Genomic DNA, 25,935 nt, shown 5'->3' with positions numbered 1-25,935 from the left:
GCCATCAGGGAACACCATGAGACAAACATCAGGCAATGCCTCAGGCAAAGCGGAGCCGCTGGACGGGGAGAATTGGCTAGGAAATCGCTGGTCGGCGTAGTGGCCGACGAACTGCTGGACCGGATCATTGCCGGCGAGTTCCCGCCCGGCGCGAGCGTCCCCGGCGAACTGGAGCTCAGTTCCGCGCATGAGGTCAGTCGAATGACCGTGCGCGAGGCAATGAAGACCCTTGAAGCCCAGCGGATTCTCAGCGTGGAGCGGGGCCGCGGCACGTTCGTGAACCCGGTCAGCCGCTGGGGCTCCCTGGATGCTGTGCTGCGGGCGGCCTCGGAGGGCACGAACGACGCCTCGGCCGCCATTCAGCTCATTGAGCTGCGCCGGATGCTGGAGACGGGCGCCTGCGAACTGGCCGCCGGGCGGATGGCGGACTCCGACATCGAGGTCCTGCGCGGTCACGTCGAAAGGATGCGGCTGGCGCACGAGAACAACGATCTGGCGGCGTTCGTCGAGGCGGACCTCGCCTTTCACGACCTCATCCTGCAGGCGTCGGAAAACGTCTTCGTGGCCGTGTTGTTCGAACCCTTGCACCGCGTGCTTGAAAAGCGGCGGACGGAGACGTCCAAGGTGCCCCAGATTCAGGAGCACGCCATCGGGCACCACCAGAGCATCGCGGATGCGCTGGCCTCACGCGACCCGCACCGCGCCCGCGACGCCATGGACGCCCACATGCAGCAGACCCTCGATGACCTGAAGACGTTCGTGCTGGCCGAAGGCCCTGCCTGACGCGGACCCGCGCCTTGCCCGGCTGATGAGCTCAGGCGAGCGAGAGGAAGAGCTTCTCGAGTTCCATTGATTCCTCCGGTTCGATGCGTCGGGGCGGCCCGGGGGCGGGCGCCAACGCCTCCACGATGCCTCGCTAGGGGCATAAGTACCTAGCGCGGCATGGAATATCGGCGTATTGCTGGTGATGTGAACGCCGCCAGGTTCCTCGAGCCGGACGCCGGCCATACCGGCGTCAACATCCCCGCCGCGGGGCCGTGGCATTCAGGGGATAGGGGCTCCGCACGAGGGCATTCCGGCGCCCGGCGTTCACGACCGTGGAGCCGGTACGTCGCCTTGGGGGATTCGTTCACGGCAGGCGTCGGCGACCCGGAACCGCTGAGTCCTGGCGGCATGCGAGGGTGGGCGGACCGCATTGCCGAGGAACTCGGTGAGGGGCGCGGCGAGTTCGGCTACGCAAACCTTGCCATCAGCGGTCTGGTTCTGCGCGAAATCCTCGACCAGCAACTCGGACCGGCCCTGAGCCTAAAACCGGACCTCGTCACCCTCTCCGCCGGCGGGAACGATCTGGTGTTCCATCGCGGCGATCCGGACCGGATGGCCGCCGCCCTCGACGACGCCGTGGCAGCGCTCTCGGCGACCGGGGCCACGGTAGTCCTGTTCACCGGGCCGGACTGGGGCGAGACCGCCGTATTCGGACACATCCGGGGGAAGGTCGCGGTATTCAACGAGAACATCCGTGTCATCGCCGCGCGGCACGATGTAGTTATCGCTGATCTGTGGGCACTGCGGCAACTGAGCGATCCGCGGATGTGGGATCCGGACCGCCTGCACTTTTCGCCGCTGGGACACCACACTATTGCGGCCATGGTCCTGGACACGCTCAGCGTGCCGCACCGCCTGCGGCCGCTGGAGCCCAAGCCCATGCCGCCGGGCAACTGGCGGGAAGCCCGGGCCGGTGACTTGGCTTGGATGGCGCACTACATGCTGCCATGGGTGGTGAGCCGGATCAGGCCGCGGGCAGACGCCCTGCCCCGGCAGGCCAAACGCCCGCTGCCGGGCCCGCCTCCCGGTGTGCCCGACTCCGGGCACAAACCCCTAGTCCGGCCGGGTTCGGTCGGCTAGTCTGCAGGAACGGCCCACAGCCGGGCAGCGATGGCGATCACGAGGAGCGAAGTTGTCTAATCACACTTACAGCATTTCTGAAATTGTCGGAACCTCGAACGAGGGCGTCGATGCGGCCGTCCGGAACGGCATCGCCGAGGCCGCCAAGACCCTCCGGAACCTTGACTGGTTCGAAGTCAAGGAAATCCGCGGCCACCTTGAAAACGGGCAGGTCGCCGACTGGCAGGTCACCATCAAGCTCGGGTTCCGCCTGGAGCGCTGACGCCAGCCTCCGGAGCGACGGCGGCACGCACCGGCCCGCCTTCGGAGGAAACCCGCAACGCGTCAGGGCGGAGGCGATCAGGACGGAGAGGAACGCTTCATGCGCTACACGCACCTGGGCCGCTCCGGCCTGACGGTTTCGCGCCTCTGCCTGGGGACCATGAACTTTGGCCCGCAAACCGAGGAGACGCAGGCCTTCGCCATCCTGGACACCGCACAGGCCGCCGGCATCAATTTCGTCGATACCGCCAACGTGTATGGCGGCTCGAGCCACCGCGGCTGGACGGAGGAAATACTCGGCCGCTGGTTCGCCCAGGGTGGCGAGCGCCGTGAGCGCACGGTGCTCGCCACCAAGCTGTTCGGCACCATGACGGACAGGCCCAACGAGTCCAAACTCTCGGCCCTACACATCAGGCGGGCACTCGATGCCAGCCTGAAGCGGTTGCAGACGGACTACATCGATCTCTACCAGTTCCATCATGTGGACAGGAACACGCCCTGGGAGGAGATCTGGCAGGCTATCGAGGTCGCGGTCCAGCAAGGCAAGATACTGTACTCCGGCAGCAGCAACTTCGCCGGGTGGCACATCGCCCGCGCCCAGGAAACCGCCGCCCGCCGCAACTACAACGGGCTGGTCAGCGAACAGTCGATCTACAACCTGCTGATCCGGGACGTGGAGCTGGAAGTCATCCCTGCAGCCCAGCAGTACGGCCTGGGGATCCTGCCATGGTCGCCGCTGCACGGCGGCCTGCTGGGCGGAGTGCTGAAGAAAGAGGGCGACGGCGTCCGCCGCATCGCGGGCCGCGCCCTCGATGCGCTGAAGTCGCACCAGAAACAGATCCGGCGATACGAGGACTTCGCCGCCGAACTCGGTCAGGAACCGGCGGACGTCGCACTCGCCTGGCTGCTCCACCAGCCGGCAGTCACCGCTCCGATCATCGGCCCGCGTACCCTTGAGCAGCTCGAGGCCTCCATCAGGGCGCACAAATTGAAGCTCGACGCCGATGCACTCAAGCGCCTCGACGAGATTTTCCCGGGCCACCGCACGGCACCCGAAAACTACGCATGGTAGGCCGCGGCCGGCGTCGGGCATCCCAGAAAACAACTGAGCAAAAGAGAATTGAACAACGCCCGTACACGGCGTGAACTCCCGTGAATCGTCCGGCCATACGCGGCTGTTTTTACACTCCCCCAGCCAAACCCACGGGGAGTCGGGTGGCTCTTTGATACTAAGCATGATTAGTATTAGGGCAGAAGGATGAAGCGCACCCAGGATCTGGGTGCCTCCTCTATGAAAGAAGAAGGAACGAAAAATGGGTTTTCTCGCATTTCTGATTCTGGGCCTCATCGCCGGAGCAATCGCTAAGGCCATCCTCCCGGGACGTCAGGGCGGTGGCATCATCATCACTCTGATCCTCGGCGTCGTCGGCGCCCTCCTGGGCGGATTCATCGGCAGCGCACTGTTCCACGTTCCGATGGGTGAGTTCTTCTCGATCTGGACCTGGCTGCTGGCCATCGGCGGTGCGATCATCGTCCTGCTCGTTTACGGCATGATCAGCAAGCGCTCAGTCCGCTAACACGGAGACTGACCGAAAACCGGTCCCGGGATATTCCCGGGGCCGGTTTTTTGCATTACTTTGACAGGAAAGGTGAGCTGCGGGTCGCTTGAGTCAGCCCCGCCACCGACTGTCTAGGAACTGTTCAGAAACGTCTACTTTTTACCTACGTCAGGGAGCAGGAGCACAGCATGAAAGGCAAACTTCTTTTCGGCATCGGAGTGGCAGCAGGATATGTCCTGGGATCGAGGTCGGGCCGCGCGGCCTATGACAAGCTCAAAGCCCGGAGCGCAGAACTATGGCAAAGCAAGCCGGTCCAGGACAAGGTGGCCGCGGCAGCCGAAACGGTTAAGGACAAGGCCCCCGAGGTCTCCGAGCATCTCGGCGAAGCCGCCCGCCGCGCGGGTACTGTCATCAGCTCCGCCGTTCACCGCGAGGCCGGACACGGGAGCACTTCCGCGGCCACGCCCGGAACAGCCACGCCCGGAACAGCTGTGCCCACGGCCCGCGATGTCCATTCCGACCCGGCGCTTACCGACCGGGACGGCCAGGACTGGTCGGACGAGGGCGGCGCCACCCCGGCCGGCCCGGCCACCAACGTGGACGAGGACAAACTGCCCTAGGTGTTCCCGGCAGGGACCGCCGCAGCCACCGGCGGGTAACTCTGGTCAGCCGGAAGGCACCAGCGCGCCGGCCACCACCGTAGCCCCCAGCTCCTCAGAGCGCAGCACGCGGGCCGCCAGCCCGTGCCTTCGAAAAATTCCGGCCGTCTGCGCGGCCTGCCGGCGGCTGGTCTCTATCAACACGTGGCCGCCGGGCACCAGCCACTGCCGCGCGCCCGCGGCGACCCGCCGCTGTACCTCCAGCCCGTCGGCGCCGCCGTCGAGGCAGGCCCGCGGCTCATGCAAGCGCGCCTCCTGCGGCATGGTTTCAATGTCCGCCGAGGGAACGTATGGGGCATTGACGGCCAACAAACGGACGCGGCCCCGAAGTCCCGCCGGGAGCGCCGCATAGAGATCGCCTTCGTGGACCTCCCCGCCCAGTGGCAGGACGTTGGTGCGCGCACACGCCACGGCCGTGGGGTCGATATCCGCGCAGTGCAGTTCGATAGCGCAGTGGAGTTCGGCGGGACCGGCGAGCGCGGCAAGTGCCGCGCCGACAGCACCGGACCCGCAGCAGAGATCGATGACGACGGGTGCCGGGCGGCCAGCACCCGGCACCATGCGCCAGGCGTCCAGCAGCGCAGCGGCCTCCCGGACGAGGAATTCCGTCCGCCGCCGCGGCACGAACACTCCGGTATCGACTGCGACGCGGAGTCCGCAGAATTCCGCCCAGCCGAGAATGTGTTCGAGGGGAAGGCCGGCTACCCTCCGGCTGGCCATCCCCTCGAGTGCCGCCGGCGTCGGGGCTGCGTCGATCAGCAGACGGGCTTCGTCTTCGGCGAACACGCAGCCGGCTGCACGGAGCCTGGCCGTGAGGGTCTCGTGCGGGGAAAGATGGTGGATTACTGGCATGGGAGCGCCTTTCGGTCTGGTGTCAGACGCCCTCACCTTGAGCTGGCCGCAGCCGGCACCGCGGGGAGGGCACCCTTTCTGGACTTGCGGGAACGGGACCCACCTCCTTTTGCTGCAGTTGCTCGGACTTCCCCATGCTACCGAAGGCGCAAGGTCCCCAGGTGATTGGTCCAGCGATGATTGCACCGGCGGTTCTCGGAAGTTGTTTGCCGCGGTCTGCCGCGGCGTGGCAGGGCCGGCTGGCAGGATGTCAGCATGGACTCCATCCCTGTTCTATGAACTCGACGCCGACGGCGGCATCACGGCCCCGACCGGGGCTGGCTTTGGGGCCGGTTCTAGACCAGGAAGTGGTCCTGCCGCGGACCGGCTGCACGTGGCCTCCCGACCGCGCTGGTGCGGGCCCAGCCCCGGCTCTCAGCGCGCGTCTAAGAGACTGACCCCCGCGTGACCCTGTTCCAGACCGTCCAGCTGGAAACCGCAGGCGCAGCGCCACAGCTCTGGGAGGGCAAAGGATGGGTCGGCGGGCCCGAACGAGTAGGAAGGCATGGTGTCCGGCTCCGGCGAGCGCCATTCCATGGGTGCGCTGCAGTGCAGCGGGGCCCTGGGAGAGGGAACCGTAGCCGGGTACCCGGCAAGGGTTGCGGATTCAGCCACGAAGCCTACTCTCGTTTGATGTCGAAAAACAAGTAGTAAGCATACATATAAGTAGTTGAACGAGCTAGTGGCGCCGCTCGTCGCCAATGGCCGCGCCCATCCGGCGCAGAAACGTTATGACCACCCGGGCGTCCTCGGCGCTGATGGACTCAGCCACCTCCATCATGCGCTGGTGCATGTGGCCGAGCGTGGCGCGGACTTCGGAATCCGTCGCCACCGTCGGCACGATCACGAGCGAGCGCCGGTCGGTCGGGTGAGGCTCGCGCCGGACGTGCCCGCCGGCCACCAGCCGGTCGATCAGCGACGTGGTGGAGGCGGTAGTGATGCCCAGGACGCGGCTAAGATCCTTCGGACCCACCCGCTCGCCGGTCGCCTTGGCCCGCAGCAAGTAGCGCAAAGCCAGCAGGTCCGTCTCGCCCATCCCCATCGAATCGCGGGTGGAACGCCTGGTCGCCACCTCCGAGGTCCGATAGTCGCGGAGGGCCTGCAAGATAGCCGCAGGGGTGTCCAGGCTGTCGTCGGGGCCATACCAATACCCGGAGGCGCCGTGGGAGTCCATTTGCCAAGCCTAGCGGAACTGGTATCTAGCCAGCCGTACAATCCAGGCGGCTGCGGTCACAGCGCCCCGCAGCACCGAGGATCCCGGAGCTCCGGCCACGGGCAACAGGCAACTGCCCAGAAGAAGGACTGAAGTGAAGGCACAAAAAATCCCCGGCTTCCTGCTGCCAGGAAACCGGGGATTTTCCACTCTTCGCTAAAAGAGTGGGCCCTGTGGGGATCGAACCCACGACCCACGGATTAAAAGTCCGATGCTCTACCAACTGAGCTAAAGGCCCCAGCCGATAGCCCCGAACCAGCGGATAAATCCACTGCTGCGGCGCGTTTCAGCCCAGTCCATTTCTGGACGTTAATACTGTACCCCAGACCTGGACCGGCTTTTTTCACATTGCCCTGGACCGGCGTCGTCGGTCACCGGCAGCACCGCCGGCCATCCTCGATTCCCTTGCGGCACTGGAGTAGCGTGGGGGCATGAGCGAGCAAGCAGGATCAAGCGCCCCCGGCCCGCGGCACCACAAGCCGAAACCCTTCGCGCCGATCGACTTTGAGCCCTTCGCCGGCGGGGCCGATCCGGCGCGCGTCTCGGAAGCGGCCCATCTGGCCGCGCAGGCGCTGGTGCGCCGCGGCCGCGACAGCGACGATCCCAAAGTCACCAAGCGGCTCGTGAAGCTCGCCGATGAGCAGGGCTTGGAAGCGATCGCCGAAATGTGGGCCGAAAGCCCCGCCCGGTCCCTCCCCGGTGCCCTGTGGCGCCTGTACGCCCTGCGGGCCGCCACCATCCAAGATCCCGAGCGGATCTCCGTCTACTTCAAAGCCGGCAAGGACACGGCCCAGGTTTCGCATGTGGTGGCCGGCGCCGCCGAACCGCCCGGCGCGGATGAGATGAAGTCCATGGCGGACGCCATCCTCTCCGGAGCGTTCGACGGCGAATTCGACGTCGCGCTGGAGCGTTCTGCCGCATTCTGCCGCGTGGTGGCCCTGGGCCAGGCGACGCTAGCCGACAACGCCGAGCACAGCAACGAGAACCACGCCAGCAAGCTCACTCGCAACTCGCATCTTCTGGTCAAGACGGCCGAGGACCTCGAACACGCCGCCAATGCGTGGCGGCTGGGCGAACTGGACTAAAGGCCAGCCGGCCGGCGCGGCAGGCGTCCGGATCACGGGCTGGCACCGCTCCGGACACGCACGGCAGGGACGGGCTGTCAATGTTGACTTGAAAGAACCTACGTAGAAAACTGAAAGCGGTGCCGAACCGCGAAACCCCCGGGCTTCAACATTTAGCCGCCTAGAGCGGCCTACCGCCGAGAGGCGTATCCGGTTCGGCACCATTTTCATGCCCGCTTTGCCTGCGGCCTCGGCTTTGGCCTTCCCTGCGCCGTCATGTGCCGCGTCCGGCCGGTCCGGGCCGGACGCGGACGGTAATGTAATGCGTATGCGCAGGTCTCCGTCAAGTCACACGACCGGCCGCCCCCACCCGCGAAACTCTCCTCGGAAGACCGGTGACACCACGTGAAGCTGCGCCTGTTCCCGCAGGAGTCCGCCGGCCTGGACCTGCTCTCCCAGATGGCGCGCCAGATCGTGCTGGGCGCTGGAACGCTCTCGGAGATCCTCGGCGCCCCGGCCAGTGAGCACGCCCGGCTCGTGGAAGACATGCACAACCATGAGGCCAAATCGGCGGAGCTGCACTTTGCCCTCCTGACCCACATGCGGACCAGCTTCCTAAACCCACTGCCCCGCGAGGACATGTACACGCTGTCCCGATTCCTCAACGAGGCCATGGAGAAGCTCGACGCCGCCGCCGAGCTCGTGTCCCTCTACAAGCTCGAACGGCTGCCCAAACGCGCCGCGGACCAGCTGGAAATCATCAGCCGCCAAGCCGAACTCACGGTCGAGGCGATGCGGATGCTGACCAATCTGGACGACCTTGAGGACTACTGGATCGAGATCCTGCGCCTGGCTAAACGTGCCGAACGCACGCACCGGGTCTGGGTCGCGGACATGCTCCACGAGATGAAGGCGATGCAGTACGCGCGCAACCGCGACGTCGCGAACCAGCTCGTGGAAGTCACGAAAGACATGCGCCGGATCGCCACGCAGGTGGGCAGCATCATCGTCAAGGAATCCTGACGTGGTGATGTTCTTCCTTGCCCTGGTGCTGCTCTGCGCCGGGGCCTTCGCATTTCTCAACGGCTTCAGGGACGCGTCCTCGTCGGTGGCCCTGGCCGTGCGGACGCGGGCGCTGACCCCAACAGTGGCGGTGCTGCTGGCAAGCCTGTTCAACTTCATCGGCGCCGCACTCAGCGCCGCGCTGACGCTGGCGGTGAGCCAGGCGTGGCTGTCGCTGCCGCCTGGCACGAACGGCCTGACGATCCTGCTGGCCGGGCTCCTCAGCGCCACCCTCTGGGGGCTCTACCTGTGGTGGCGCGGCATCCCGTCCTCCTCCACGCACGCCCTGGTCGGCGGGCTCGCCGGTGCCGGGGTCGCAAGCGTCGCCGTCGGCGGTAACCCCGTCACGGGCGTTGACACCTCGCTCCTGTCCCAGGTGGTGCTACCGCTGCTGATTTCGCCGGTAATCGCCTATCTCGGGGCTTACCTGCTGGTCTGGCCGACCAGCTGGGCAGCCCGTTACACGACACCCAACGTCGTCAATACGCGCTCCCGCTTGGCCCAGGCCGTTGCTGCCGGCGCGGTTGCCTTCGGGCACGGTCTGCAGGACGGCCAGCGAACCAGCGCGGTGGTGATCCTGGCGCTGCTGGCGGCCGGGCTCTCCGACGGCGGTTCCGTGCCGTCGTGGGTGGCCCTGCTGACGGCCATCTTGTTGTCGGCGGGAACCCTGGCAGGCGGCTGGCGGATTTCGTACACCATTGGCTACAGATTGACCCGGATCGACCCCCTGCGCGGATTTATCGCGCAGATGTACAGCACAGTAATGCTGCTCGTGGGCGCGATCGGACTGCACTGGCCCGTCTCCACCACCCACACGGTGACGTCGGCAACCCTCGGCGCCGGCGCCAACCAGACTTTCCCGGACACCAACCGCCCGCTGGTGATCCGCATCCTGGCGTTCTGGGTCCTGACCCCGGTTGCCACCGCCGCCGCCGCGTTCGTCCTTCAGTTGGCACTCTCGCCGGTGGCCGGCCTGTAGAAGCGGTGCCTATGGGTCAAGTCTTAGGTCTAGACACCCACCTGAATCATCCTCCGCGCGTCAGCCTGGGCCGCACATCAGTGACCTCGTCCTCTGCAGGGAGCGCCGTGTCGACGGAATTCCCTGACGAGATCTGGCGCTTGACCTGCTCAAGCTCATCTTTGAGCAGGTCAACGGTGGCACGGTATTTTTCGAAGTCCGCCGTTCGGCGCTTGGCCACGGCGTAACTGATGCCGGCGGCGAGAATGGCAAGCGGGAACGACACCAGCAGGGCCCAGCCGGACACGGCAAGGAAGTCCAGCGCTACGGGAAGTGCCTGCTTGAATGCCAGGAACTCGTTCACGCCACCGACGACTCCGTTCAGAGCGGAGTCCAGGGGGCCCAGAAACTGCCCCACGACAGGCGTCCCGGAAAACGACGGAGCGCTCAGCGGTGGTTCTCCCCCTGCAGACCAGCGCGAATCGCCGAAATGGTTCAGGACGTAGATCCCGGCACCCGCGTTGAGGGCCGCGAAGAACAGGACGGAACCAAGCGCAGTCCAATGAAGCCTGCGCGGACGCCAGACGCCGGCCACAAGCGCGAAGACGGTGGCCGCAACCCAGGAAAAGATACGGAGTTCGTCGCGGCTCATGCCGCCCAGTAGATCCAAGGAATTCCCCGCCCCTTACAGCCGGAATCATTGCTTGCTCCGGTCCCAAGCGAGCCTATCCCAGCCACCCCGGGCATACCGCGGCAGATACTGGCGCAGACTGCTGAAGTCGGCATGTGTCAGCGACGCTTAGTGCCGTTGCCGGAGCGTCGGAAGGGCGAGGTCCGGGAGCAAGGCGCGGGCCCAGTGGTTATCCGAAGCGGCCGGAGACGTAGTCCTCGGTGGCCTTCTCGGTCGGGTTGCTGAAGATCGTCGGGGTGTCGCCGAACTCGATCAGCTTGCCCGGCTTGCCGGTACCGGCAATGTTGAAGAAGGCCGTCTTGTCCGACACGCGGGCCGCCTGCTGCATATTGTGGGTCACGATCACCACCGTGTACTGGTCCTTGAGGTCGTTGATGAGGTCCTCAATGGCCAGCGTCGAGATCGGGTCCAGGGCGGAGCAGGGCTCGTCCATGAGGATCACCTGGGGCTCCACTGCTATCGCGCGGGCAATGCACAGCCGCTGCTGCTGGCCACCGGACAATCCCGAGCCGGGCTTGCCCAGACGGTCCTTGACCTCGTTCCACAGGTTCGCCCCTTGAAGGGAACGCTCCACCAGGACATCGGCCTCGCCCTTGGAGATCTTCGTGTTGTTCAGCTTCACGCCGGCCAGCACGTTGTCCCTGATAGACATGGTGGGGAACGGGTTGGGGCGCTGGAACACCATGCCGATCTGGGCGCGGACCGTGACCGGGTCAACGCCGGGGCCGTACAGGTTGTCGCCGTCCAGCAGCACCTCGCCTTCAACCCGCGCACCGGGGATGACCTCGTGCATGCGGTTCAGGGTTCGCAGGAAGGTGGACTTGCCGCAACCCGAGGGGCCGATGAAGGCCGTGACGGACTTGGCGTCAATGTTGATATTGACGCCTTCGACGGCCAGGAATTTGCTGTAGTAGACGTTCAGGTCCTTGACGTCGATGCGCTTAGACATGGTATTCCTTCACTTGCTGGAGGTAGGGGCGGCGGGCGCGGCCGTGGCCTAGCGGCCTGTCTTGGGGGCGAACATGCGGGCAATCAGACGGGCGCCAAGATTGAGCAGCATCACCAGGATGATGAGCACCAGGGCCGCGCCCCAGGCCCGCTGGGAGGACGGATCCGGGTTGGACGGTGAGGTGGGGTTAAGGATCTGCGTATAGATGAAGGTCGGCAGCGAGGCCATCCAGCCGCTGAACACGTTGGTGTTGATGGCGGTGGCGAATCCGGCGGTGACCAGGATCGGCGCGGTCTCGCCGATCACGCGGGCGATCGCCAGGGTGATGCCGGACGCGATGCCGGAGATCGCCGTCGGAAGGACCACCTTGAGGATGGTCCGCCACTTGCGGACGCCGAGGGCGTAGGCGGCCTCTCGGAGTTCGTTTGGCACGATCTTGAGCATTTCTTCGCTGGAGCGGACCACCACCGGGATCATCAGCACGGACAGTGCGACGGCGGCAACGGCGCCTGTCTTGGTGCCGGGTCCGACCACGGCGAAGAAGGCAGCGGCGGCGAACAGGCCCGCGACAATCGAAGGGATGCCGGTCATGACGTCCACGAAGAAGGTGATGGCCCGGGCCAGCGCGCGGTCCTCGCCGTACTCCACGAGGTAAATCGCGGTCAGCAGGCCCACGGGGACCGAGATGAGGGTGGCAAGCACCGTGATCAGCAGGGTGCCCATGAGCGCGTGGTAGATGCCGCCCAGCAAGGGGGCGCCTTCCTCGACGGTCTTGTTATCGAAGGCGCCGGTAACGCCGTTCATGGAGGTGTTAAGGAATCCGGGGTCCAGGAGCCCGGGGAGCCCGTTGACCAGCACGGTCCAGATCACTGAGAACAGGGGCAGCAGGGCAATCAGGAAGGCGCCCACAACCAGGCAGGTGGCCAGCTTGTCCTTGGCCTTGCGGGCGCCTTCCACAGCCAGGCTCCAGCCCACCAGGCCGGCGGCGAAGAGGATAGCGGAGACGAGTCCCCAGCCGAAGGCGTTGAATCCGATCAGGGCCAGGATTGCCGCGCCGAGGACCAGTGCAACGGCCAGGACAATATACGGCGCAGCCTTGGGCAACTGGCCCTTGGTCAGTGCCGAGCGCTTGCGTACGGGAGTCAGGGTGGAGGTCATTTAGTTGGCTCCCGAGAATTCTTTGTGCCGGGTGATGATCCCCCGGGCGATCATGTTCACACCGAGGGTAATGACGAACAGCACCAGGCCGGCGGCGATCAGCGTGCTGACCTTGAGCCCGCTGGCCTCGGGGAAGTTCAGGGCAATTTCGGCGGCGATGGTCTGGTTGCCGGTCTGGATCAGGCTGGCCGTCAGGACTCCGGAGGACAACACCAGGGCCACGGCCATTGTCTCGCCGAGGGCCCGGCCGAGCCCCAGCATCACAGCGCTGATGATTCCGGGCCGGCCGAACGGCAGCACGGTCATGCGGATCATCTCCCAGCGGGTGGCGCCGAGCGCCAGCGCGGCCTCTTCGTGCAGTTTGGGGGTCTGCAGGAAGATTTCGCGGGTCAGGGAGGTGATGATCGGCAGGACCATGACGGCGAGCACGATTCCGGCCGTGAGGATGGTCTTGCCGGTGGCGGAGGCGGGGCCTTGGAAGATCGGCAGCCAGCCCATATTGTTGGCCAGCCAGTTGTACGACGGCGAGATTTCCTTGGCCAGGAACGCAACGCCCCAGGCGCCATAGACCACGGACGGGATGGCAGCTAGGAGGTCGATCACGTAGCCCAGGCCGGAGGCGAGCTTGCGTGGTGCGAAGTGCGAGATGAACAGCGCGACGCCGATCGCGATCGGTGTCGCGATCACGAGTGCGATCACCGAGGCGATGAGGGTGCCGATGACAAGCGGCCAGATGTAGGTGAAGAATCCTTCGCCGCCCTGGATTTTGTCCGGCGGAGCCACGAGGGCCGGGACAGCCTGGATAACGAGAAACAGTGCCACTCCGAAGAGCACGACGAGGATCAAACACCCTGCTGCCAAGGTGGCTGCGGAAAAGACTTTGTCACCGGCGTGGCCTGCGCCCCGGGACTTGGTCAGGGAGGTGGTGGTCACTTCACGGTCCTTCGGTTTGGATGGGATCCGGGTCTCGGCTGCGGAGGTCACCGCGGCCGGCGCCCGGCAAATCTTGATGTATGGAACAAACGCGTCGGTTCCCTGCTCCATGGCGGCCGCCATGGTGCAGGGAACCTGGGTCAGGCTCGTGTTTCCACTATGCCTCGCGGTGCGACGTATCCCTAGGACTTGGCCTTGACGGTATCGACGGCAGCGATTGCCTTGTCCTGGAGCGTCTTGGACAGCGGCGCCGACTTCGCGGCGTCGGCGGCGGCCTTCTGGCCCTCGTCCGAGGCTGCGTACTTGACAAAGGCCTTGACCAGGTCGGCGGTGGCCTGCGTGTCGTAGGTGGTGCAGACGATGTGGTAGGACACAAGGACGATCGGGTAGGCGCCTGCGACCGTGGTGGTGCGGTCCAGCTTGATGGCGAGGTCGTTGGCGTTGCGGCCTTCAACCGGCTTGCCCTGGTCGACTGCCTTGGCAGCAGCGTCGGCGGAGATCTTCGTGAAGGAGTCTCCGACCTTGATCTGTGCCGTGCCGAGCTTGCCGCTGACTGCGGAGTCGTCGGCGTAGGTGACCGCACCGGGGGTGTCGGTGACGGTCTTGACGACGCCGGAGGTGCCCTTGGCGTTCTCGCCCTTCAGGCTGGCGGGCCAGATGCCGTCTGCCTTGTCGGTCCAGACCGAGGGGGCGGTGGCGGCCAGGTAGTCCGTGAAGTTCTTGGTGGTGCCGGAGTCATCCGAGCGGTTCACCGGGGTGACCTTCAGGTCCGGCAGCTTGACGTCCGGGTTCATGGCCGCGATGGCGGGGTCGTTCCAGTTGGCGACCTGGCCGCGGAAGATCTTGGCAACGGTGGGAGCGTCGAGCTTCAGGTCCGTGATGCCCGGCAGGTTGAAAGCCACGGCGATCGGGGAAATGTAGACCGGGATGTCCAGGGCGCCGCCGGGACCGCACTTGTCCTTGGAGCTGGCGAGCTCTTCATCCTTGAGGTAGGCGTCGGAGCCGGCGAACTGGGCCGAGCCGTCGAGGATCGCCTTGCGTCCGGCGCCGGAACCGTCCGGGGAGTACTGCACAGTAGCGCCCTGGTTCGCGGCAGCGAAGTTGGTCTTCCAGACATCCATGGCTGCGCCCTGGGCGGAAGAACCGATGCCGGTCAGGGTGCCGGTGACCGCGGGACCCGAGGCCGACGGCGCCGGGGTCTGGGCCGTGTTGGTTGCGTTGTCCGAACCACAAGCGGTCAGCGCGAGTGCGCCAACGGCGATTACAGCAATAGCCGCGTTGCGGCCGAAGCGGAGTGCCTTCACTGAAATGTACCCCTTCCAGGGCTGTGAGTGCCGGGCCGGGAGAAGGCCCGCACGGATGCGTACGGTTTGTACCTTTACCGACCGTAGGTGGCCCAGGTGAAGAGAATTGCGGACCAAGGTGAACGGCCGGTTAACGACACGGGGCTATTGGCTTACATGTGCCGGGCAGCCATTGTGTTCTGTGCGTCACAGTCGTATCGGCTTCAGTGTGATGGCGGGTGCCGGCCGGGGCTGTGTCCTGCCGTGCGGCCGGCAGCCCCGGGGCAGCAAATAGACTGGAGGGCATGGCCTCCGCGACTGGACTCTCCTCAAGCGCACGATTCCTGCGCGGCCGGGTCCGCACCGGCTTTGTCCGGAGCCGGAACTCCCTGGTCCCGGCCATCCAGATGACCGCCTGCGCCGTCGGCGCCTACGCGTTCGCCGAATACGTCCTGGGCCATTCCGCGCCGTTGTTTGCTGCCACGTCAGCCCTTATTGCCCTCGGTTTTTCCCGCGAACCCAGGCTGCGCCGCGTCATCGAGGTGGGTTTGGGCTGCACGATCGGAATCGTAGTCGGCGACCTGCTGCTGCACTGGCTGGGCTCCGGGATCTGGCAGGCCGCCGTCGTGCTCCTTTTCTCCATCCTGCTGGCCAGGTTCCTGGACAGCGGGACGATCTTCACCACCCAGCTGGGCCTGCAGTCGGTGCTCGTGGTGCTCCTGCCCGCGCCGATCGGGGGGCCCTTCACCCGCAGCATCGACGCCGTCGTGGGCGGGGTCTTCGCGCTCCTGATGACCATCCTCGTTCCCAAGGACCCGCGGCGTGAACCCCGCAGCGACGTCAAGAAGCTCCTGCACGAGCTCGCCGAGGTGCTGCGTGAATGCGCGTCGGCGCTGAGCTACAGCGACTCCACCCAGGCCTGGCATGCCCTCATCCGGGGGCGGAACTGCCAGCCCCTCATCGACGCCATGCGCCAGTCGCTGCGCGCCTCCGGCGAGGTGGCCACCCTGGCCCCCGCCTACCGGCGGCACCGGGAAGAGCTGGACCACATGGAGCAGTCGCTGGACTACATCGACCTCGCGCTGCGCAACAGCCGGGTCTTTGCGCGCCGCCTGACCAGCGCCATCAACCACGCGGCACTCTCGGACGAGGCCACCCAGAACATCGCCGAGGTCCTGCAGGAGACGGCCGCCGCCGTCGACGAGCTCTCGCTCGGCCTGGCGGAAGTCCACGACGGCGCCCGCCGCGCCCACCTGCGCACGGCCCGGTCCGAGCTGCGGGAGATCGCCGTCCGCCTGCATCCGCGGATGCTGGACGTCCGGCTGCTTGAGGGCGAAACGGTGGTCATGCTGTTCCGCCCGCTCATGGTGGACCTGCTCGAGGCCGCCGGGCTGGATTCCAAGGAAGCCCGGGACATTCTTCCCCCGCTGTAGGCAGTGCTGACTCCGCCGGCGCCCTTGGTTGTCGCTGGCCCCCGATAGTGTGGACCAATGGCTATGAAGACTTCCCGGGGGCCGAAGGCACCGGGCTACAAATGCGCCGAATGCGGCTGGACGACGGCCAAATGGGTGGGCCGCTGCGGCGAGTGCCAGGCGTGGGGCAGCGTGGAGGAGACCGGCACCGCCGTCGCCCGGACGACGGCGGCCACTACGGTCCTTGAACCGGCCCGCCGGATCGCCGACGTCGACGCCACCACTGCCGCTTTCCTGCCCACCGGCGTGGACGAACTCGACCGCGTGCTCGGCGGCGGGCTGGTGCCCGGCGCCGTCATCCTCCTGGCGGGCGAACCCGGGGTGGGCAAGTCCACCCTGCTGCTGGACGTTGCGGCCAAGTTCGCGCGCACCGCGCAGGACGTCCTCTACATCACCGGCGAGGAATCCGCTGCCCAGGTCAAGCTCCGCGCGGACCGGATCGACGCCGTCGCGGAATCCCTGTACCTCTCTGCCGAAACGGACCTGGGCCAGGCCCTGGGCCAGGTGGAGAAGCTGGAACCCCGGCTGCTGATCGTGGACTCCGTCCAGACCCTCAGCAGCGCCGACGTCGAGGGCAGCGCCGGTGGGGTGTCCCAGGTGCGCGAGGTTGCGGCGTCCCTGATCGCCGCAGCCAAGCGCCGCAACATGACCACTCTGCTGGTCGGGCACGTGACCAAGGACGGCTCCATCGCCGGGCCCCGGCTACTGGAACACCTCGTGGACGTCGTCTGCCAGTTCGAGGGCGAACGGCACTCGCGGCTGCGGCTGCTGCGCGCCGTCAAGAACCGCTACGGACCGACCGACGACGTCGGCTGCTTCGACTTGAACGAGGACGGCATCGAGGGCCTCGCCGATCCCAGTGGACTGTTCGTCTCGCGGACCAAGGAGCCCGTTTCGGGAACCTGCATCACGGTCACCCTGGAGGGCCGCCGGCCGCTGCTGGCCGAGGTCCAGGCGCTGCTCGCCGAGAGCGCCAGCTCCCAGCCCCGCCGCGCAACCAGCGGGCTGGACAGCTCGCGCGTGGCGATGCTGCTGGCCGTCCTGCAGCAGCGCGCCGGCTGCCTGCTGAACAAGGACGACTCCTATGTGGCAACGGTCGGCGGGGTCAAGCTCAGCGAACCCGCCACGGACCTCGCCGTGGCTCTGGCGGTGGCTTCCGCCAAGGCCAGGAAGCCGCTCCCCCAGCGCCTGATCGCCTTCGGCGAGGTGGGCCTGGCGGGCGAAGTCCGTCCAGTGCCCGGCATCAACCAGCGCATCCAGGAGGCACACCGGCTTGGCTTTACGCATGCCGTGGTGCCGGCCAGCCCTAACGGGCATGGACCGGTTCCCGCGGGCTTCTCGGTCCGCGAGGTCGGCCACCTGGCCGAGGCGCTGGGACTGCTGATCAGCTGACACGCTGAGGCCGGGGACCCGGGACCCGCCGGCAGCAGGAACATTGGCGAGTGTGCGCTCCCTCCCAGTTGCTGCCGCCCCCGCCCCCGGTCACCCCGGGTTTCCGGGACTTGCCAGGACCGCGCTGCCCTCGACGCGGGGGCAACCGGGAAGGAGCGCCTACCGGAGTGCGGTGAGATCGACGCCCGAAGGAAAATGCCTTGCCAAGGATACCCCCTGGGGGTATGTTGGGCGTAGCCGCAGATGACTGAACATCCTTCAGGAGCACCCACCATGGAACACCGGCACAGCAGCCCAGACTCGGACCAGGGTATCCGGACTCAAAGCCCGCACCGGACACCGCACGGGAACCACGCAGCGACCCCAGCCGCCCCTGCCACCGTAGGCGCCGCCGGGGACGACCACACGGTGCACAGCCACGGCCAGCATGCCGGGCACAGCGTCGCGATGTTCAGGGACAGGTTCTGGCTGACACTGGCCCTGGCCGTGCCGGTGCTCTTCTTCAGCCCCATGTTCGCGGAACTCCTGGGCTACGAGCCTCCCGCCTTTCCCGGTTCAGCCTGGATCCCGCCGGTGTTCGGCACGGCGATCTTCCTGTACGGCGGCCGGCCGTTCCTCACGGGCGGCCTCAATGAACTGAGGACGCGCAAACCGGGGATGATGCTGCTGATTGCCATGGCCATCAGCGTCGCCTTCATCGCCTCCTGGGTGACCAGCCTCGGCATCGGCGGTTTCGATCTCGACTTCTGGTGGGAGCTGGCGCTGCTGGTCCCCATCATGCTGCTGGGCCACTGGATCGAGATGCGCGCCCTCGGCTCGGCCCAGGGCGCCCTGGACGCCCTGGCGGCGCTGCTGCCCGACGAAGCGGAACGCGTCACAGCCGCCGGCACGGAGACTGTCAGCCTCTCCGAGCTCCGCGCCGGGGACACCATCCTGGTCCGCCCCGGCGGCCGGATGCCGGCCGACGGCACTGTCAGCGGCGGCCAGGCCGAATTCGACGAATCCATGATCACGGGCGAATCGAAAACCGTCCTGCGGGCCCCTGGCGATCCCGTGGTGGCCGGCACCATCGCCACGGACAACTCCGTGCGGGTCCGGGTGTCAGCCATCGGCGAGGACACCGCCCTCGCCGGGATCCGGCGCCTTGTGGCCGAGGCGCAGGCATCCTCCTCCCGGGCTCAGGCCCTCGCCGACCGGGCTGCGGCGTTCCTCTTCTACTTCGCCGCCGGCACCGGCGTTCTGACCTTCATCTTCTGGACCTTGATGGGCAGCGTAAGCGACGCCGTCACCCGCACCGTGACGGTCCTCGTGATCGCCTGCCCCCATGCGCTCGGCCTTGCCATCCCGCTCGTCATCGCCATCTCCACCGAGCGGGCCGCCCGGGCGGGCGTCCTGATCAAGAACCGGATGGCGCTGGAGCGTATGCGGACAGTCGACGTCGTGCTGTTCGACAAGACCGGAACCCTGACCACGGGCGAGCCGGAGCTCAAGGAGGTCGCGACCGCCGCAGGCACGGGAACAGCAACCGGTCATGACGCGGTGCTGGGACTCGCCGCCGCCGTGGAGGCTGACAGCGAACATCCCCTGGCCCGTTCGATCGTTGCCGCCGCCAGGGAACGCGGAGTGAACATTCCGACCGCGGACAGCTTCACCTCGCTGACCGGCCGCGGAGTGCGCGCCACGATCGACGGCCGCACGGTCCAGGTGGGAGGCCCGGCCCTGCTCCGGGAGCTGGGATTGCAGGAACCGCGGGCTTTGGCCGCCATTACCGGCGCCTGGCTGGAGCGTGGCGCCGCGGTGCTCCACGTCGTCGACGGCGGCACGGTCCTGGGCGCGGTCAGCCTCGAGGATGCCGTGCGGCCCGAGTCCCGCCAGGCCGTCCGGGCCCTCCAGGCCCGCGGCATCAAGGTGGCCATGGTCACCGGCGACGCCCGGCAGGTGGCGAACGCCGTCGCCGCCGAACTCGGCATAGATGAAGTGTTCGCCGAGGTCCTCCCCGCCGACAAGGACAAGAAGGTGGCGGAACTGCAGGGCCGTGGACTGAAAGTGGCCATGGTGGGCGACGGCGTCAACGACTCCCCCGCGCTGGCACGGGCCGAGGTGGGGATCGCGATTGGCGGCGGCACGGACGTGGCAGTGGAATCCGCCGGCGTGGTCCTGGCCGGCAACGATCCGCGGGCCGTGCTGTCAATGCTGGATCTGTCCAAGGCGAGCTACCGGAAGATGTGGCAAAACCTCGTGTGGGCCACCGGATACAACATCATCTCGGTGCCGCTGGCGGCCGGGGTCCTCGCCTTCGCGGGGATCGTCCTCTCCCCCGCCGCGGGCGCCGTGATGATGTCGGCGTCGACCATTGTGGTTGCCCTGAACGCCCAGTTGCTGCGCCGGCTCAAGCTCGACCCGGCCGCGGTCAGCTGACCGTAGGAGGCCCCATGCCGGAAATCAATCGCCGCGATTCATCCTTCGGGAAATCCTATGCCCGCGTGGGTCCGCGGATGGATGCCCGCGGCGCAACGGAGCACCGCCGGCGGCTGGTGGCAGCGGCGCACGGCGTCGTCATCGAAATCGGGGCGGGCTACGGGGCCACCTTCCCGTTCTACCCTGCCGCGGTGTCCGGTGTGCTGGCCCTGGAACCGGACCCCACACTCCGGGGGCTGGCCCTCGCCGCCGCCAGCAAGGCACCGGTGCCTGTGACCGTGAAAGACGGCGTGGCGGAATCGCTGCCTGCGGCGGACGCCTCGGTCGACGTCGTCGTCTCCAGTTTGGTGCTGTGCAGCGTGGCGGACCAGTCCGTCGCCCTAGCGGAGGTGGTCCGCGTCCTGCGCCCAGGCGGTTTGCTGCTGTTCTATGAACACGTCCGCTCCGCACACCGCGTGCTGGGGGCAGCCGAAGACCTGCTCACACCGCTGTGGAGCCGGGTGGCAGGCGGATGCCACCCGAACCGTGACACTGCCGCCATGATCACGGAGGCCGGCCTCACCGTACAGGGCCTCGAGCGCTTCGGCTTTTCGGTCCTGCCCGGCAACCCGCGGCTGGCGCACGTTCTTGGTGTGGCGGGCAAACCCTGACGCCCACCCCCGGTGTGGCGTTCCCGCCCGGTTGCTTCCCCGCCGGGGCTTGGGACTGCCCGGAAATCCGGGGCTTCCCGTTCCCGCCGGGCCGAACCAGCGCAGGCAACTGGGAGGAAGCGTCGGCCCGAAACCAGCACCGGCCGCCACCCACTCCGCCACATGCAGAAGGGGCGCCTGCCGCGATGGCAGACGCCCCTGTCGTCAATCATTCAAACCAGTCGATCATTCAGGCCCTTTTGGGTCTGTCTGGCTAGGCCTTCTTCGGAGGCAGGGCCAGCTTGAAGACCTTGGCCCAGGTGGAGCCGACCTGCTTCAGCAGCGGCCCGGTGGTGTACGGCAGTCCGTAGCGCTTGCAGATCTCCTGCACCTTAGGTGCCACTTCGGCGTAGCGGTTCGATGGCAGGTCCGGGAACAGGTGGTGCTCGATCTGGTGCGAGAGGTTGCCGCTCATCAGGTGCATGAACTTGGACCCGGAAATGTTGGCCGATCCGATCATCTGCCGGACATACCAGTCGCCGCGGGTTTCGCCTTCGACCATCTCTTCGGTGAAGGTGTCGGTGCCGTCGGGGAAATGCCCGCAGAAAATAATCGCGTGGGCCCAGACGTTCCGGACCGCGTTGGCGGTCAAGGTGCCATACAGCGCCTGCTTGCCCGAGCCGGTCAACATGGCGACGGCCGGTGTGGCGGCATAGTCCTTGGTGAACTGCTTCAGGGCCTTAAGCCCCAGCGCCTTGAGGTCGCGGGTCATGGCCTCCTTGCTCTTCTTGCCCTCCTTGTAGTCAGGCAATTCAAGATCGTAGAGTGCGATGCCCCATTCGAAGACTGGCGCTAGGATCGCGTTATACAGCGGATTGCCCAGATTGAAGGGCTTCCATTCCTGGGACGGATCCATCCGCAGCAGGTTGTATCCGATGTCATTGTCCTTGCCCACGACGTTCGTCCACCGGTGGTGCAGGTCGTTGTGGGTGTGCTGCCAGGATCGCGTCGGGGTGACGAAGTCCCAGTCCCAGGTGGTGGAGTGGATGTCCGGGTCCCGCATCCAGTCCCACTGGCCGTGCAGGATATTGTGGCCCAGTTCCATGTTTTCCAGGATCTTAGCGAAGCTAAGCATCGCCGTGCCGGCGACCCAGGCTGCTTTGTGCTTGCTCACCAGAAGGGTGGCGCGGCCGGTGATCTCAAGCCCGCGCTGGACCTTGATCACCCGGCGGATGTACGCCGCGTCGCTGGCGCCGCGCTTGGCGAGGATGTCGTCCTTGATGGCGTCGAGTTCGCGGCCGAGCTCGGCGACCTGCTCGTCAGAGAGGTGCGCCGCCGCGTCCGGACGGACCAGCGGGCTGCCGGACTCGGCGAGGGCGCCGGGCCGCGTCTTTACGGCAGCGGACGCTTTGCTTGGGGAAGGGTCGCCCTTGGGAGCTTCCTCGGATACGTCGGGCTTGTCGGAAACAATCGTCATGCGGTGGTACTCCTTAGAGGTCGAGGTTAACGGGTCCGGCGGCTGCCGAAACACACGTCTGGATTAGTTGGCCGGGCTCGCCATGGACTTCGTCGGTGCGCAGGTCACGAACGTGGCCGGCCCGGAGTGGGATGAGGCAGCTGTGGCAGATGCCCATGCGGCAGCCGCTGGGCATCAGGATGCCGGCGTCCTCGCCGACATCGAGCAGCGGCGTGTCGCCGTCGGCTTCGACTTCGCGGTCCGACGCCTCGAACGTGACCAGGCCGCCGTCGTGCCCTTCCCCGCCGGCGAGCTTCGTGCTGAAGCGTTCGATCGTCAGTGAGCCTTCCACGGCCGACGGGGCTTCAGGGGCCTCGGCGGCTTCTGCTTCCCATAGCGTCTCGGCATCGTCGAGGAAGCCTTCCGGGCCGCAAGCGTACGCTGCGCGCTGCCGCCAGTCCGGGCACAGCCGGTCCAGGTCGGAGGCGGAGGTGAAGTCCAGCCGGCCATGCCCGCCGGTAAACCAGTGTGTGACCCGGAAGTTCGGGAACTGGTCGGCGAGCTCCGCGAGCTCTTCGCGGAAGATGGCATCCGCGGCGGTGCGGGCGGTGTGGATCAGGACGACGTCGGAGTCGGGACGGTGCGGGACCAGGGTGCGGATCATCGACATCACCGGCGTGATTCCGCTGCCGGCTGTCAGCATGAGCAGCGGGCGGGGGTGTTCGGGCAGGACGAAGTCGCCTTGCGGAGGCGCCAGGAACAGGACATCGCCGGGTTTGGTGCCGCGCACGAGGGCCCCCGAGACAGCGCCCATATCGGAAACAGTAATTGCCGGGTCCTGCCCGGCGGGGGCGCTGAGCGAATAGGACCGCCAGTGGCGGACGCCGTCGAGCTCGACGCCAATACGGGCCCACTGGCCGGCAAGATGCGCTTGCCAGCCGCGGCCGGGACGGAAGAAAATGGTGGCGGAATCGGCCGTTTCTGGAACCACCTTGGTAACCACACCGCGCAATTGGCGGGCGGAAAACACAGGATTGAACAGCGACAGAATGTCTTCTGGAGCTAGGGGGGTGGTCAGTAGAGATGCGGCGCGCGCCAGCTTACGGAGCCGGATCATTCATCAAGCTTATGTCAGATTGCGTCATACTTCTTCACCCAAGGCATACGATCGACTTGAGAAAACTATCCCGCCGCAACAACTCATCGGATTGTCCATGAACGCATCCCCTGCCCGGGAGCCCGCCGGCCCCGCCCCCGCCCACGAACCCCCGTGGCTGGCCCTGCCGCGGGAGGTCAGCGACATGCTGCGTCCCAGGATGCCCGGCATCGTCGAGGCGATCATCGCGGCCGTCCCGCAGCTCGTTCCGGCGTACGCCAGGCCGATTGAGGGGCGCTTTGGCAGGGGCCTGAGGAGGGGCGTGGCCGCTGCGCTGGACCGGTTCCTGCAACTGCCCGGGACCCGGCTGCCGGCGTTGTCCGAGGAAAGCCGGGAGCTGGTGGCCGGGCTGGGCAGCGGCGAGTTCCGGCAGGGGCGGAGCATGGACGCGCTCCTGAGCGCCTACCGGATGGGTGCCCGCGTGACCTTCCGGGAGATGTCCAAAGTCTCAGTGGAACACCATCTGGGCCAGGGCGTCGTGGTGGATCTGGGCGAATCGATCCTCGCGTACATCGATGAGCTGTCGGCGGTCAGTGCCGAGGCCTACGCCTTTGAACAATCCGAACGCGCCGGAGCGGTGGACCGGCGCCGCACCGGACTGCTGGACCTGCTCCTGCTCGGCCAGGCCGACGAGGCGGCCCTCCGCCAGACGGCGGCGATGGCGGACTGGTCCCTGCCGCAGCGCATTGCGGTGGTGACGCTTCCGTTGGACCGGGCGGCCGGCCTGCGGCTGCGTCTGGGTCCTGGCACCCTTGTGATTGAGCGCGAGACCGACGCCGTGGCCCTTGTGCCGGCGCGGAATTCGCGGTCCGCCCGGGAGGATCTGGACCGCGCCCTGAAGGGGCGCGGTGCTGCCGTGGGGCCGTCTGTCGGCTGGGAGAGGGTTCCGGATTCACTGCGGCTGGCCGTGCTGGCCGCCGCGGCGCTGCCTCCGCGCGAAGGGCCGGACGATCCCCCGATCTGGGCCGACGAGCACCTTGCGCAGGTGATTCTCGGAGCGGAACCCTCGGCGATCACCGAACTGGCCACCCGCCGGCTCGCGCCCCTGGAAGGGCTCCGGCCCGCGCAACGCGAGCGGCTCGCCGAAACCCTGCTCTCCTGGCTGCGCCACTGGGGCCAGCGCGCACCCGTGGCCGCCGAGCTCGGAATCCACCCCCAGACCGTGGGCTACCGGGCCGCGCAGCTGCGCGAGCTCTTCGGCGACGCCCTCGAGGATCCGACTGCGCGCTTCGAACTCGAACTGGCCCTGCACGCCGGCCGGCGGTAGGCGGCCCGCCTTGCCCCGGGTGCCGGGTGTCCGACGTCGGCACCCGCCTTCGGAGGCCGCGGCGGCGCCGGTAGGCGTGCCCGGATCACCCGGCGAGCGCCCGGCGGCTGTGAAGCCGCAGTTCCAGGTCGTGCATCACGAGCGCCGCCAGGTCCTCCAGCACAGCAGTGTCCTCATCGCTGAACTCGCGGGGCTCACGGTCCAGGATGCACAAGGTGCCCAGGTTGTAGCCGTCCGGAGTGCGCAGCGGCACCCCGGCGTAGAACTGCAGGCCGAACTCGCCGGCTACGAGGGGATTGGACAGCGTCCGGGGATCGTTGAGGGCGTCCCGGACAATCCAGGCATCGCCCTGCAAGACGGCGGAGGCGCACAACCCGGGATCCCGGCCGATCTCCGTGACGTCCGTGCCGTGGTGGGACTTGAACCAGATGCGGTCGTGGTCCACAACGCTGACAATCGCCACGGGCACCGAGAACATGCGTGCGGCCAGCGCCGCGATCCGGTCGAAGGCGCCATCCGCCGGGGTGTCGAGGATCCGGTACCGCTCGACCGCCTGCATGCGCCCGTCTTCGTCGGTCAGCAGCGCGGCCCGGTCACGGCGGTGGCGCCCAGTGCCATTGATGGCTTCCTGGCGCAGGGCCAGGGACACTTCCCGGGCCGGCGGCCGGCCCGCCGGATCCCGGTCCAGCATGGAGGTCAGCAGCGTCGCCCACATCGGCGCGAGCTCTTCGGGGATCTGCGGGTCCTGGAGCAGCCGGGCCAGGGCGGACTGGACAGGCGCGCCCGGGTACGCCATTTTCCCGGTCAGGCCTTCCAGCAGGACCAGCCCCAGTGAATAGACATCGCTGGCGGGGCCGGCCGGTTCGCCGGCGGCCTGCTCGGGGCTGAGGTAGGCCGGGGTGCCAGAGCTATCGTCGGGGTCGCCGCAGTGGCCTTCGCGGATGGTGATGGCCACCCCGAAGTCGCTGAGTTTGGCGCGGGGGCGCCGGTCCTCGGCGCTGTAGTCCACGAGCAGGATGTTGGCCGGCTTGACGTCCCGGTGGATGATGCCGTGGTGGTGGATGTGCGCCAGTCCGTCGGCGAGATCGTGTCCGATCAGGGCCATGTGGGCCGCCGAAAGCGGGCCCTCGGCCGAGCGGCGACGCAGGTCGGGGCCGCGGACCAGTTCCATCACCAGGAAGCTGAGCCGGCGGTTCGGGTCACTGAGGTCTGTCCCGGCGTCGAACAGTGTCACGAGGGCGTGGTGGGCCATCCCTGCCAGGATCCGCACTTCGTCGAGTTGCCTGCGGGTCCGTTCTTCGTCCACAGTGCCGTCGCGGAAAAGTTTGACTGCCACTTCGCGCCCCAGGACCTCGTCCGTGGCACGGTACACACTGGATTGGCTGCCCCGGCCAATGAGTTCTTCGATCCGGTAGCGCCCGCTGAGCAGGAAACCGGGGTCCATGGTTGTCAAAGTTTTACGTGGTCCCTCTAATGGGGCCGCCGCTGGAATCGGGCGGATCAGTCCGAAGCCGGAAAACTGGTCCCGGCACCCGCATAATAAGCAAGCTTACTTATGA

The 25,935-nt window shown here is 67.1% G+C and carries 24 protein-coding genes and 1 tRNA gene; 14 read left to right on the top strand and 11 right to left on the bottom strand.

The window, feature by feature from the left end; all coding sequences use genetic code 11:
* Positions 1–72: 72 nt before the first annotated feature.
* The 6 genes from BLS42_RS07610 (at position 73) to BLS42_RS07585 (ending at position 4,345) form a co-directional block, all read left to right on the top strand.
* Entirely contained in the window at positions 73–783 is a 711-nt protein-coding gene (locus BLS42_RS07610; RefSeq protein ID WP_090578911.1) for a FadR/GntR family transcriptional regulator, read from the top strand.
* A 159-nt stretch (positions 784–942) separates the two neighbouring features.
* On the top strand, positions 943–1,905 hold the full coding sequence (locus BLS42_RS07605; RefSeq protein WP_256336328.1) for an SGNH/GDSL hydrolase family protein: 963 nt from the start codon (positions 943–945) through the stop codon (positions 1,903–1,905).
* Between the two features lie 52 nt (positions 1,906–1,957).
* Complete coding sequence (locus tag BLS42_RS07600) at positions 1,958–2,167, top strand: dodecin (RefSeq protein WP_011690139.1); 210 nt, start codon at positions 1,958–1,960, stop codon at positions 2,165–2,167.
* A 99-nt stretch (positions 2,168–2,266) separates the two neighbouring features.
* The gene (locus BLS42_RS07595; protein WP_090578906.1) at positions 2,267–3,238 is read left to right on the top strand and encodes an aldo/keto reductase; all 972 of its coding nucleotides are present in this window, start codon (positions 2,267–2,269) and stop codon (positions 3,236–3,238) included.
* A 241-nt stretch (positions 3,239–3,479) separates the two neighbouring features.
* A complete protein-coding gene (locus BLS42_RS07590) occupies positions 3,480–3,743 on the top strand; it encodes a GlsB/YeaQ/YmgE family stress response membrane protein (RefSeq protein ID WP_090578903.1) in 264 nt (87 codons plus the stop codon).
* A 170-nt stretch (positions 3,744–3,913) separates the two neighbouring features.
* Positions 3,914–4,345 carry a hypothetical protein gene (locus BLS42_RS07585; RefSeq protein ID WP_090578899.1) on the top strand — a complete coding sequence of 144 codons (432 nt, stop codon included), beginning with the start codon at positions 3,914–3,916 and terminating at the stop codon, positions 4,343–4,345.
* Between the two features lie 45 nt (positions 4,346–4,390).
* Here the strand turns inward: BLS42_RS07585 and BLS42_RS07580 are convergent, their stop codons facing one another.
* The 3 genes from BLS42_RS07580 to BLS42_RS07570 form a co-directional block, all read right to left on the bottom strand.
* Positions 4,391–5,236 carry a putative protein N(5)-glutamine methyltransferase gene (locus BLS42_RS07580; protein ID WP_090578896.1) on the bottom strand — a complete coding sequence of 282 codons (846 nt, stop codon included), beginning with the start codon at positions 5,234–5,236 and terminating at the stop codon, positions 4,391–4,393.
* Positions 5,237–5,954: 718 nt separating this feature from the next.
* Positions 5,955–6,449 carry a MarR family winged helix-turn-helix transcriptional regulator gene (locus BLS42_RS07575; protein WP_090578893.1) on the bottom strand — a complete coding sequence of 165 codons (495 nt, stop codon included), beginning with the start codon at positions 6,447–6,449 and terminating at the stop codon, positions 5,955–5,957.
* Positions 6,450–6,653: 204 nt separating this feature from the next.
* A tRNA-Lys gene (locus BLS42_RS07570) sits at positions 6,654–6,726 on the bottom strand.
* A 193-nt stretch (positions 6,727–6,919) separates the two neighbouring features.
* Here BLS42_RS07570 and BLS42_RS07565 point away from each other — a divergent pair.
* The 3 genes from BLS42_RS07565 to BLS42_RS07555 all read left to right on the top strand — a co-directional run bounded on the left by BLS42_RS07565 (position 6,920) and on the right by BLS42_RS07555 (position 9,593).
* Positions 6,920–7,573, top strand: a complete 654-nt coding sequence (locus BLS42_RS07565) for a hypothetical protein (RefSeq protein ID WP_018774895.1) — start codon at positions 6,920–6,922, stop codon at positions 7,571–7,573.
* A 384-nt stretch (positions 7,574–7,957) separates the two neighbouring features.
* Positions 7,958–8,575: a DUF47 domain-containing protein gene (locus tag BLS42_RS07560; RefSeq protein WP_090578890.1), complete on the top strand. Its 618-nt coding sequence runs from the start codon at positions 7,958–7,960 to the stop codon at positions 8,573–8,575.
* A 7-nt stretch (positions 8,576–8,582) separates the two neighbouring features.
* Positions 8,583–9,593, top strand: coding sequence for an inorganic phosphate transporter (locus BLS42_RS07555; protein ID WP_176803287.1), 1,011 nt, complete (start codon positions 8,583–8,585; stop codon positions 9,591–9,593).
* A 46-nt stretch (positions 9,594–9,639) separates the two neighbouring features.
* On the opposite strand, the gene BLS42_RS07550 is transcribed toward BLS42_RS07555, so the two are convergent.
* The 5 genes from BLS42_RS07550 to pstS form a co-directional block, all read right to left on the bottom strand.
* Positions 9,640–10,224 (bottom strand): hypothetical protein, encoded by a 585-nt coding sequence (locus BLS42_RS07550; RefSeq protein WP_090578884.1) that lies wholly within the window; start codon positions 10,222–10,224, stop codon positions 9,640–9,642.
* A 208-nt stretch (positions 10,225–10,432) separates the two neighbouring features.
* Entirely contained in the window at positions 10,433–11,212 is a 780-nt protein-coding gene (gene pstB / locus BLS42_RS07545; RefSeq protein WP_090578882.1) for a phosphate ABC transporter ATP-binding protein PstB, read from the bottom strand.
* Positions 11,213–11,260: 48 nt separating this feature from the next.
* On the bottom strand, positions 11,261–12,370 hold the full coding sequence (gene pstA / locus BLS42_RS07540) for a phosphate ABC transporter permease PstA (protein ID WP_090578879.1): 1,110 nt from the start codon (positions 12,368–12,370) through the stop codon (positions 11,261–11,263).
* Positions 12,371–13,303 carry a phosphate ABC transporter permease subunit PstC gene (gene pstC, locus BLS42_RS07535; RefSeq protein ID WP_090579620.1) on the bottom strand — a complete coding sequence of 311 codons (933 nt, stop codon included), beginning with the start codon at positions 13,301–13,303 and terminating at the stop codon, positions 12,371–12,373.
* A 182-nt stretch (positions 13,304–13,485) separates the two neighbouring features.
* Positions 13,486–14,607 carry a phosphate ABC transporter substrate-binding protein PstS gene (gene pstS, locus BLS42_RS07530; RefSeq protein WP_090578875.1) on the bottom strand — a complete coding sequence of 374 codons (1,122 nt, stop codon included), beginning with the start codon at positions 14,605–14,607 and terminating at the stop codon, positions 13,486–13,488.
* A 284-nt stretch (positions 14,608–14,891) separates the two neighbouring features.
* Here pstS and BLS42_RS07525 point away from each other — a divergent pair, with 284 nt between their 5' ends.
* The 4 genes from BLS42_RS07525 (at position 14,892) to BLS42_RS07510 (ending at position 20,518) form a co-directional block, all read left to right on the top strand.
* The gene (locus tag BLS42_RS07525) at positions 14,892–16,019 is read left to right on the top strand and encodes an FUSC family protein (RefSeq protein WP_090578872.1); all 1,128 of its coding nucleotides are present in this window, start codon (positions 14,892–14,894) and stop codon (positions 16,017–16,019) included.
* Positions 16,020–16,076: 57 nt separating this feature from the next.
* A complete protein-coding gene (radA, locus tag BLS42_RS07520) occupies positions 16,077–17,450 on the top strand; it encodes a DNA repair protein RadA (RefSeq protein WP_090578868.1) in 1,374 nt (457 codons plus the stop codon).
* Between the two features lie 273 nt (positions 17,451–17,723).
* Positions 17,724–19,868, top strand: coding sequence for a heavy metal translocating P-type ATPase (locus BLS42_RS07515; protein ID WP_090578865.1), 2,145 nt, complete (start codon positions 17,724–17,726; stop codon positions 19,866–19,868).
* Positions 19,869–19,882: 14 nt separating this feature from the next.
* Positions 19,883–20,518 carry a class I SAM-dependent methyltransferase gene (locus BLS42_RS07510; RefSeq protein WP_090578862.1) on the top strand — a complete coding sequence of 212 codons (636 nt, stop codon included), beginning with the start codon at positions 19,883–19,885 and terminating at the stop codon, positions 20,516–20,518.
* A 253-nt stretch (positions 20,519–20,771) separates the two neighbouring features.
* On the opposite strand, the gene BLS42_RS07505 is transcribed toward BLS42_RS07510, so the two are convergent.
* Together BLS42_RS07505 and BLS42_RS07500 are read right to left on the bottom strand one after the other, a co-directional pair.
* Positions 20,772–21,974 carry a fatty acid desaturase family protein gene (locus tag BLS42_RS07505; protein WP_090578859.1) on the bottom strand — a complete coding sequence of 401 codons (1,203 nt, stop codon included), beginning with the start codon at positions 21,972–21,974 and terminating at the stop codon, positions 20,772–20,774.
* 13 nt (positions 21,975–21,987) lie between these two features.
* Complete coding sequence (locus tag BLS42_RS07500; RefSeq protein ID WP_090578855.1) at positions 21,988–23,070, bottom strand: ferredoxin reductase; 1,083 nt, start codon at positions 23,068–23,070, stop codon at positions 21,988–21,990.
* 97 nt (positions 23,071–23,167) lie between these two features.
* Here BLS42_RS07500 and BLS42_RS07495 point away from each other — a divergent pair, with 97 nt between their 5' ends.
* On the top strand, positions 23,168–24,376 hold the full coding sequence (locus BLS42_RS07495; protein ID WP_090578852.1) for a PucR-like N-terminal domain-containing protein: 1,209 nt from the start codon (positions 23,168–23,170) through the stop codon (positions 24,374–24,376).
* 85 nt (positions 24,377–24,461) lie between these two features.
* Here BLS42_RS07495 and BLS42_RS07490 read toward each other — a convergent pair whose 3' ends face one another.
* Positions 24,462–25,820 carry a protein kinase domain-containing protein gene (locus tag BLS42_RS07490; RefSeq protein ID WP_090578849.1) on the bottom strand — a complete coding sequence of 453 codons (1,359 nt, stop codon included), beginning with the start codon at positions 25,818–25,820 and terminating at the stop codon, positions 24,462–24,464.
* Between the last annotated feature and the right edge of the window lie 115 nt (positions 25,821–25,935).

This window comes from Arthrobacter sp. ov407, from assembly GCF_900102895.1.
In the GTDB taxonomy this organism is placed as follows: Bacteria; Actinomycetota; Actinomycetes; order Actinomycetales; family Micrococcaceae; genus Arthrobacter.
Note: the sequence above shows the minus strand (reverse complement) of the source record. Positions and strands in the feature narration are given on the sequence as shown.

Bases quoted from the DNA above. Each gene is read 5' to 3' on its own strand.
- BLS42_RS07605 (WP_256336328.1), top strand. From the start codon at position 943: ATGGAATATCGGCGTATTGCTGGTGATGTGAACGCCGCCAGGTTCCTC.
- BLS42_RS07595 (WP_090578906.1), top strand. From the start codon at position 2,267: ATGCGCTACACGCACCTGGGCCGCTCCGGCCTGACGGTTTCGCGCCTC.
- BLS42_RS07590 (WP_090578903.1), top strand. From the start codon at position 3,480: ATGGGTTTTCTCGCATTTCTGATTCTGGGCCTCATCGCCGGAGCAATC.
- BLS42_RS07585 (WP_090578899.1), top strand. From the start codon at position 3,914: ATGAAAGGCAAACTTCTTTTCGGCATCGGAGTGGCAGCAGGATATGTC.
- BLS42_RS07580 (WP_090578896.1), bottom strand. From the start codon at position 5,236: ATGCCAGTAATCCACCATCTTTCCCCGCACGAGACCCTCACGGCCAGG.
- BLS42_RS07575 (WP_090578893.1), bottom strand. From the start codon at position 6,449: ATGGACTCCCACGGCGCCTCCGGGTATTGGTATGGCCCCGACGACAGC.
- BLS42_RS07565 (WP_018774895.1), top strand. From the start codon at position 6,920: ATGAGCGAGCAAGCAGGATCAAGCGCCCCCGGCCCGCGGCACCACAAG.
- BLS42_RS07555 (WP_176803287.1), top strand. From the start codon at position 8,583: ATGTTCTTCCTTGCCCTGGTGCTGCTCTGCGCCGGGGCCTTCGCATTT.
- BLS42_RS07550 (WP_090578884.1), bottom strand. From the start codon at position 10,224: ATGAGCCGCGACGAACTCCGTATCTTTTCCTGGGTTGCGGCCACCGTC.
- pstB (WP_090578882.1), bottom strand. From the start codon at position 11,212: ATGTCTAAGCGCATCGACGTCAAGGACCTGAACGTCTACTACAGCAAA.
- pstA (WP_090578879.1), bottom strand. From the start codon at position 12,370: ATGACCTCCACCCTGACTCCCGTACGCAAGCGCTCGGCACTGACCAAG.
- BLS42_RS07525 (WP_090578872.1), top strand. From the start codon at position 14,892: ATGGCCTCCGCGACTGGACTCTCCTCAAGCGCACGATTCCTGCGCGGC.
- radA (WP_090578868.1), top strand. From the start codon at position 16,077: ATGGCTATGAAGACTTCCCGGGGGCCGAAGGCACCGGGCTACAAATGC.
- BLS42_RS07515 (WP_090578865.1), top strand. From the start codon at position 17,724: ATGGAACACCGGCACAGCAGCCCAGACTCGGACCAGGGTATCCGGACT.
- BLS42_RS07510 (WP_090578862.1), top strand. From the start codon at position 19,883: ATGCCGGAAATCAATCGCCGCGATTCATCCTTCGGGAAATCCTATGCC.
- BLS42_RS07505 (WP_090578859.1), bottom strand. From the start codon at position 21,974: ATGACGATTGTTTCCGACAAGCCCGACGTATCCGAGGAAGCTCCCAAG.
- BLS42_RS07500 (WP_090578855.1), bottom strand. From the start codon at position 23,070: ATGATCCGGCTCCGTAAGCTGGCGCGCGCCGCATCTCTACTGACCACC.
- BLS42_RS07495 (WP_090578852.1), top strand. From the start codon at position 23,168: ATGAACGCATCCCCTGCCCGGGAGCCCGCCGGCCCCGCCCCCGCCCAC.
- BLS42_RS07490 (WP_090578849.1), bottom strand. From the start codon at position 25,820: ATGGACCCCGGTTTCCTGCTCAGCGGGCGCTACCGGATCGAAGAACTC.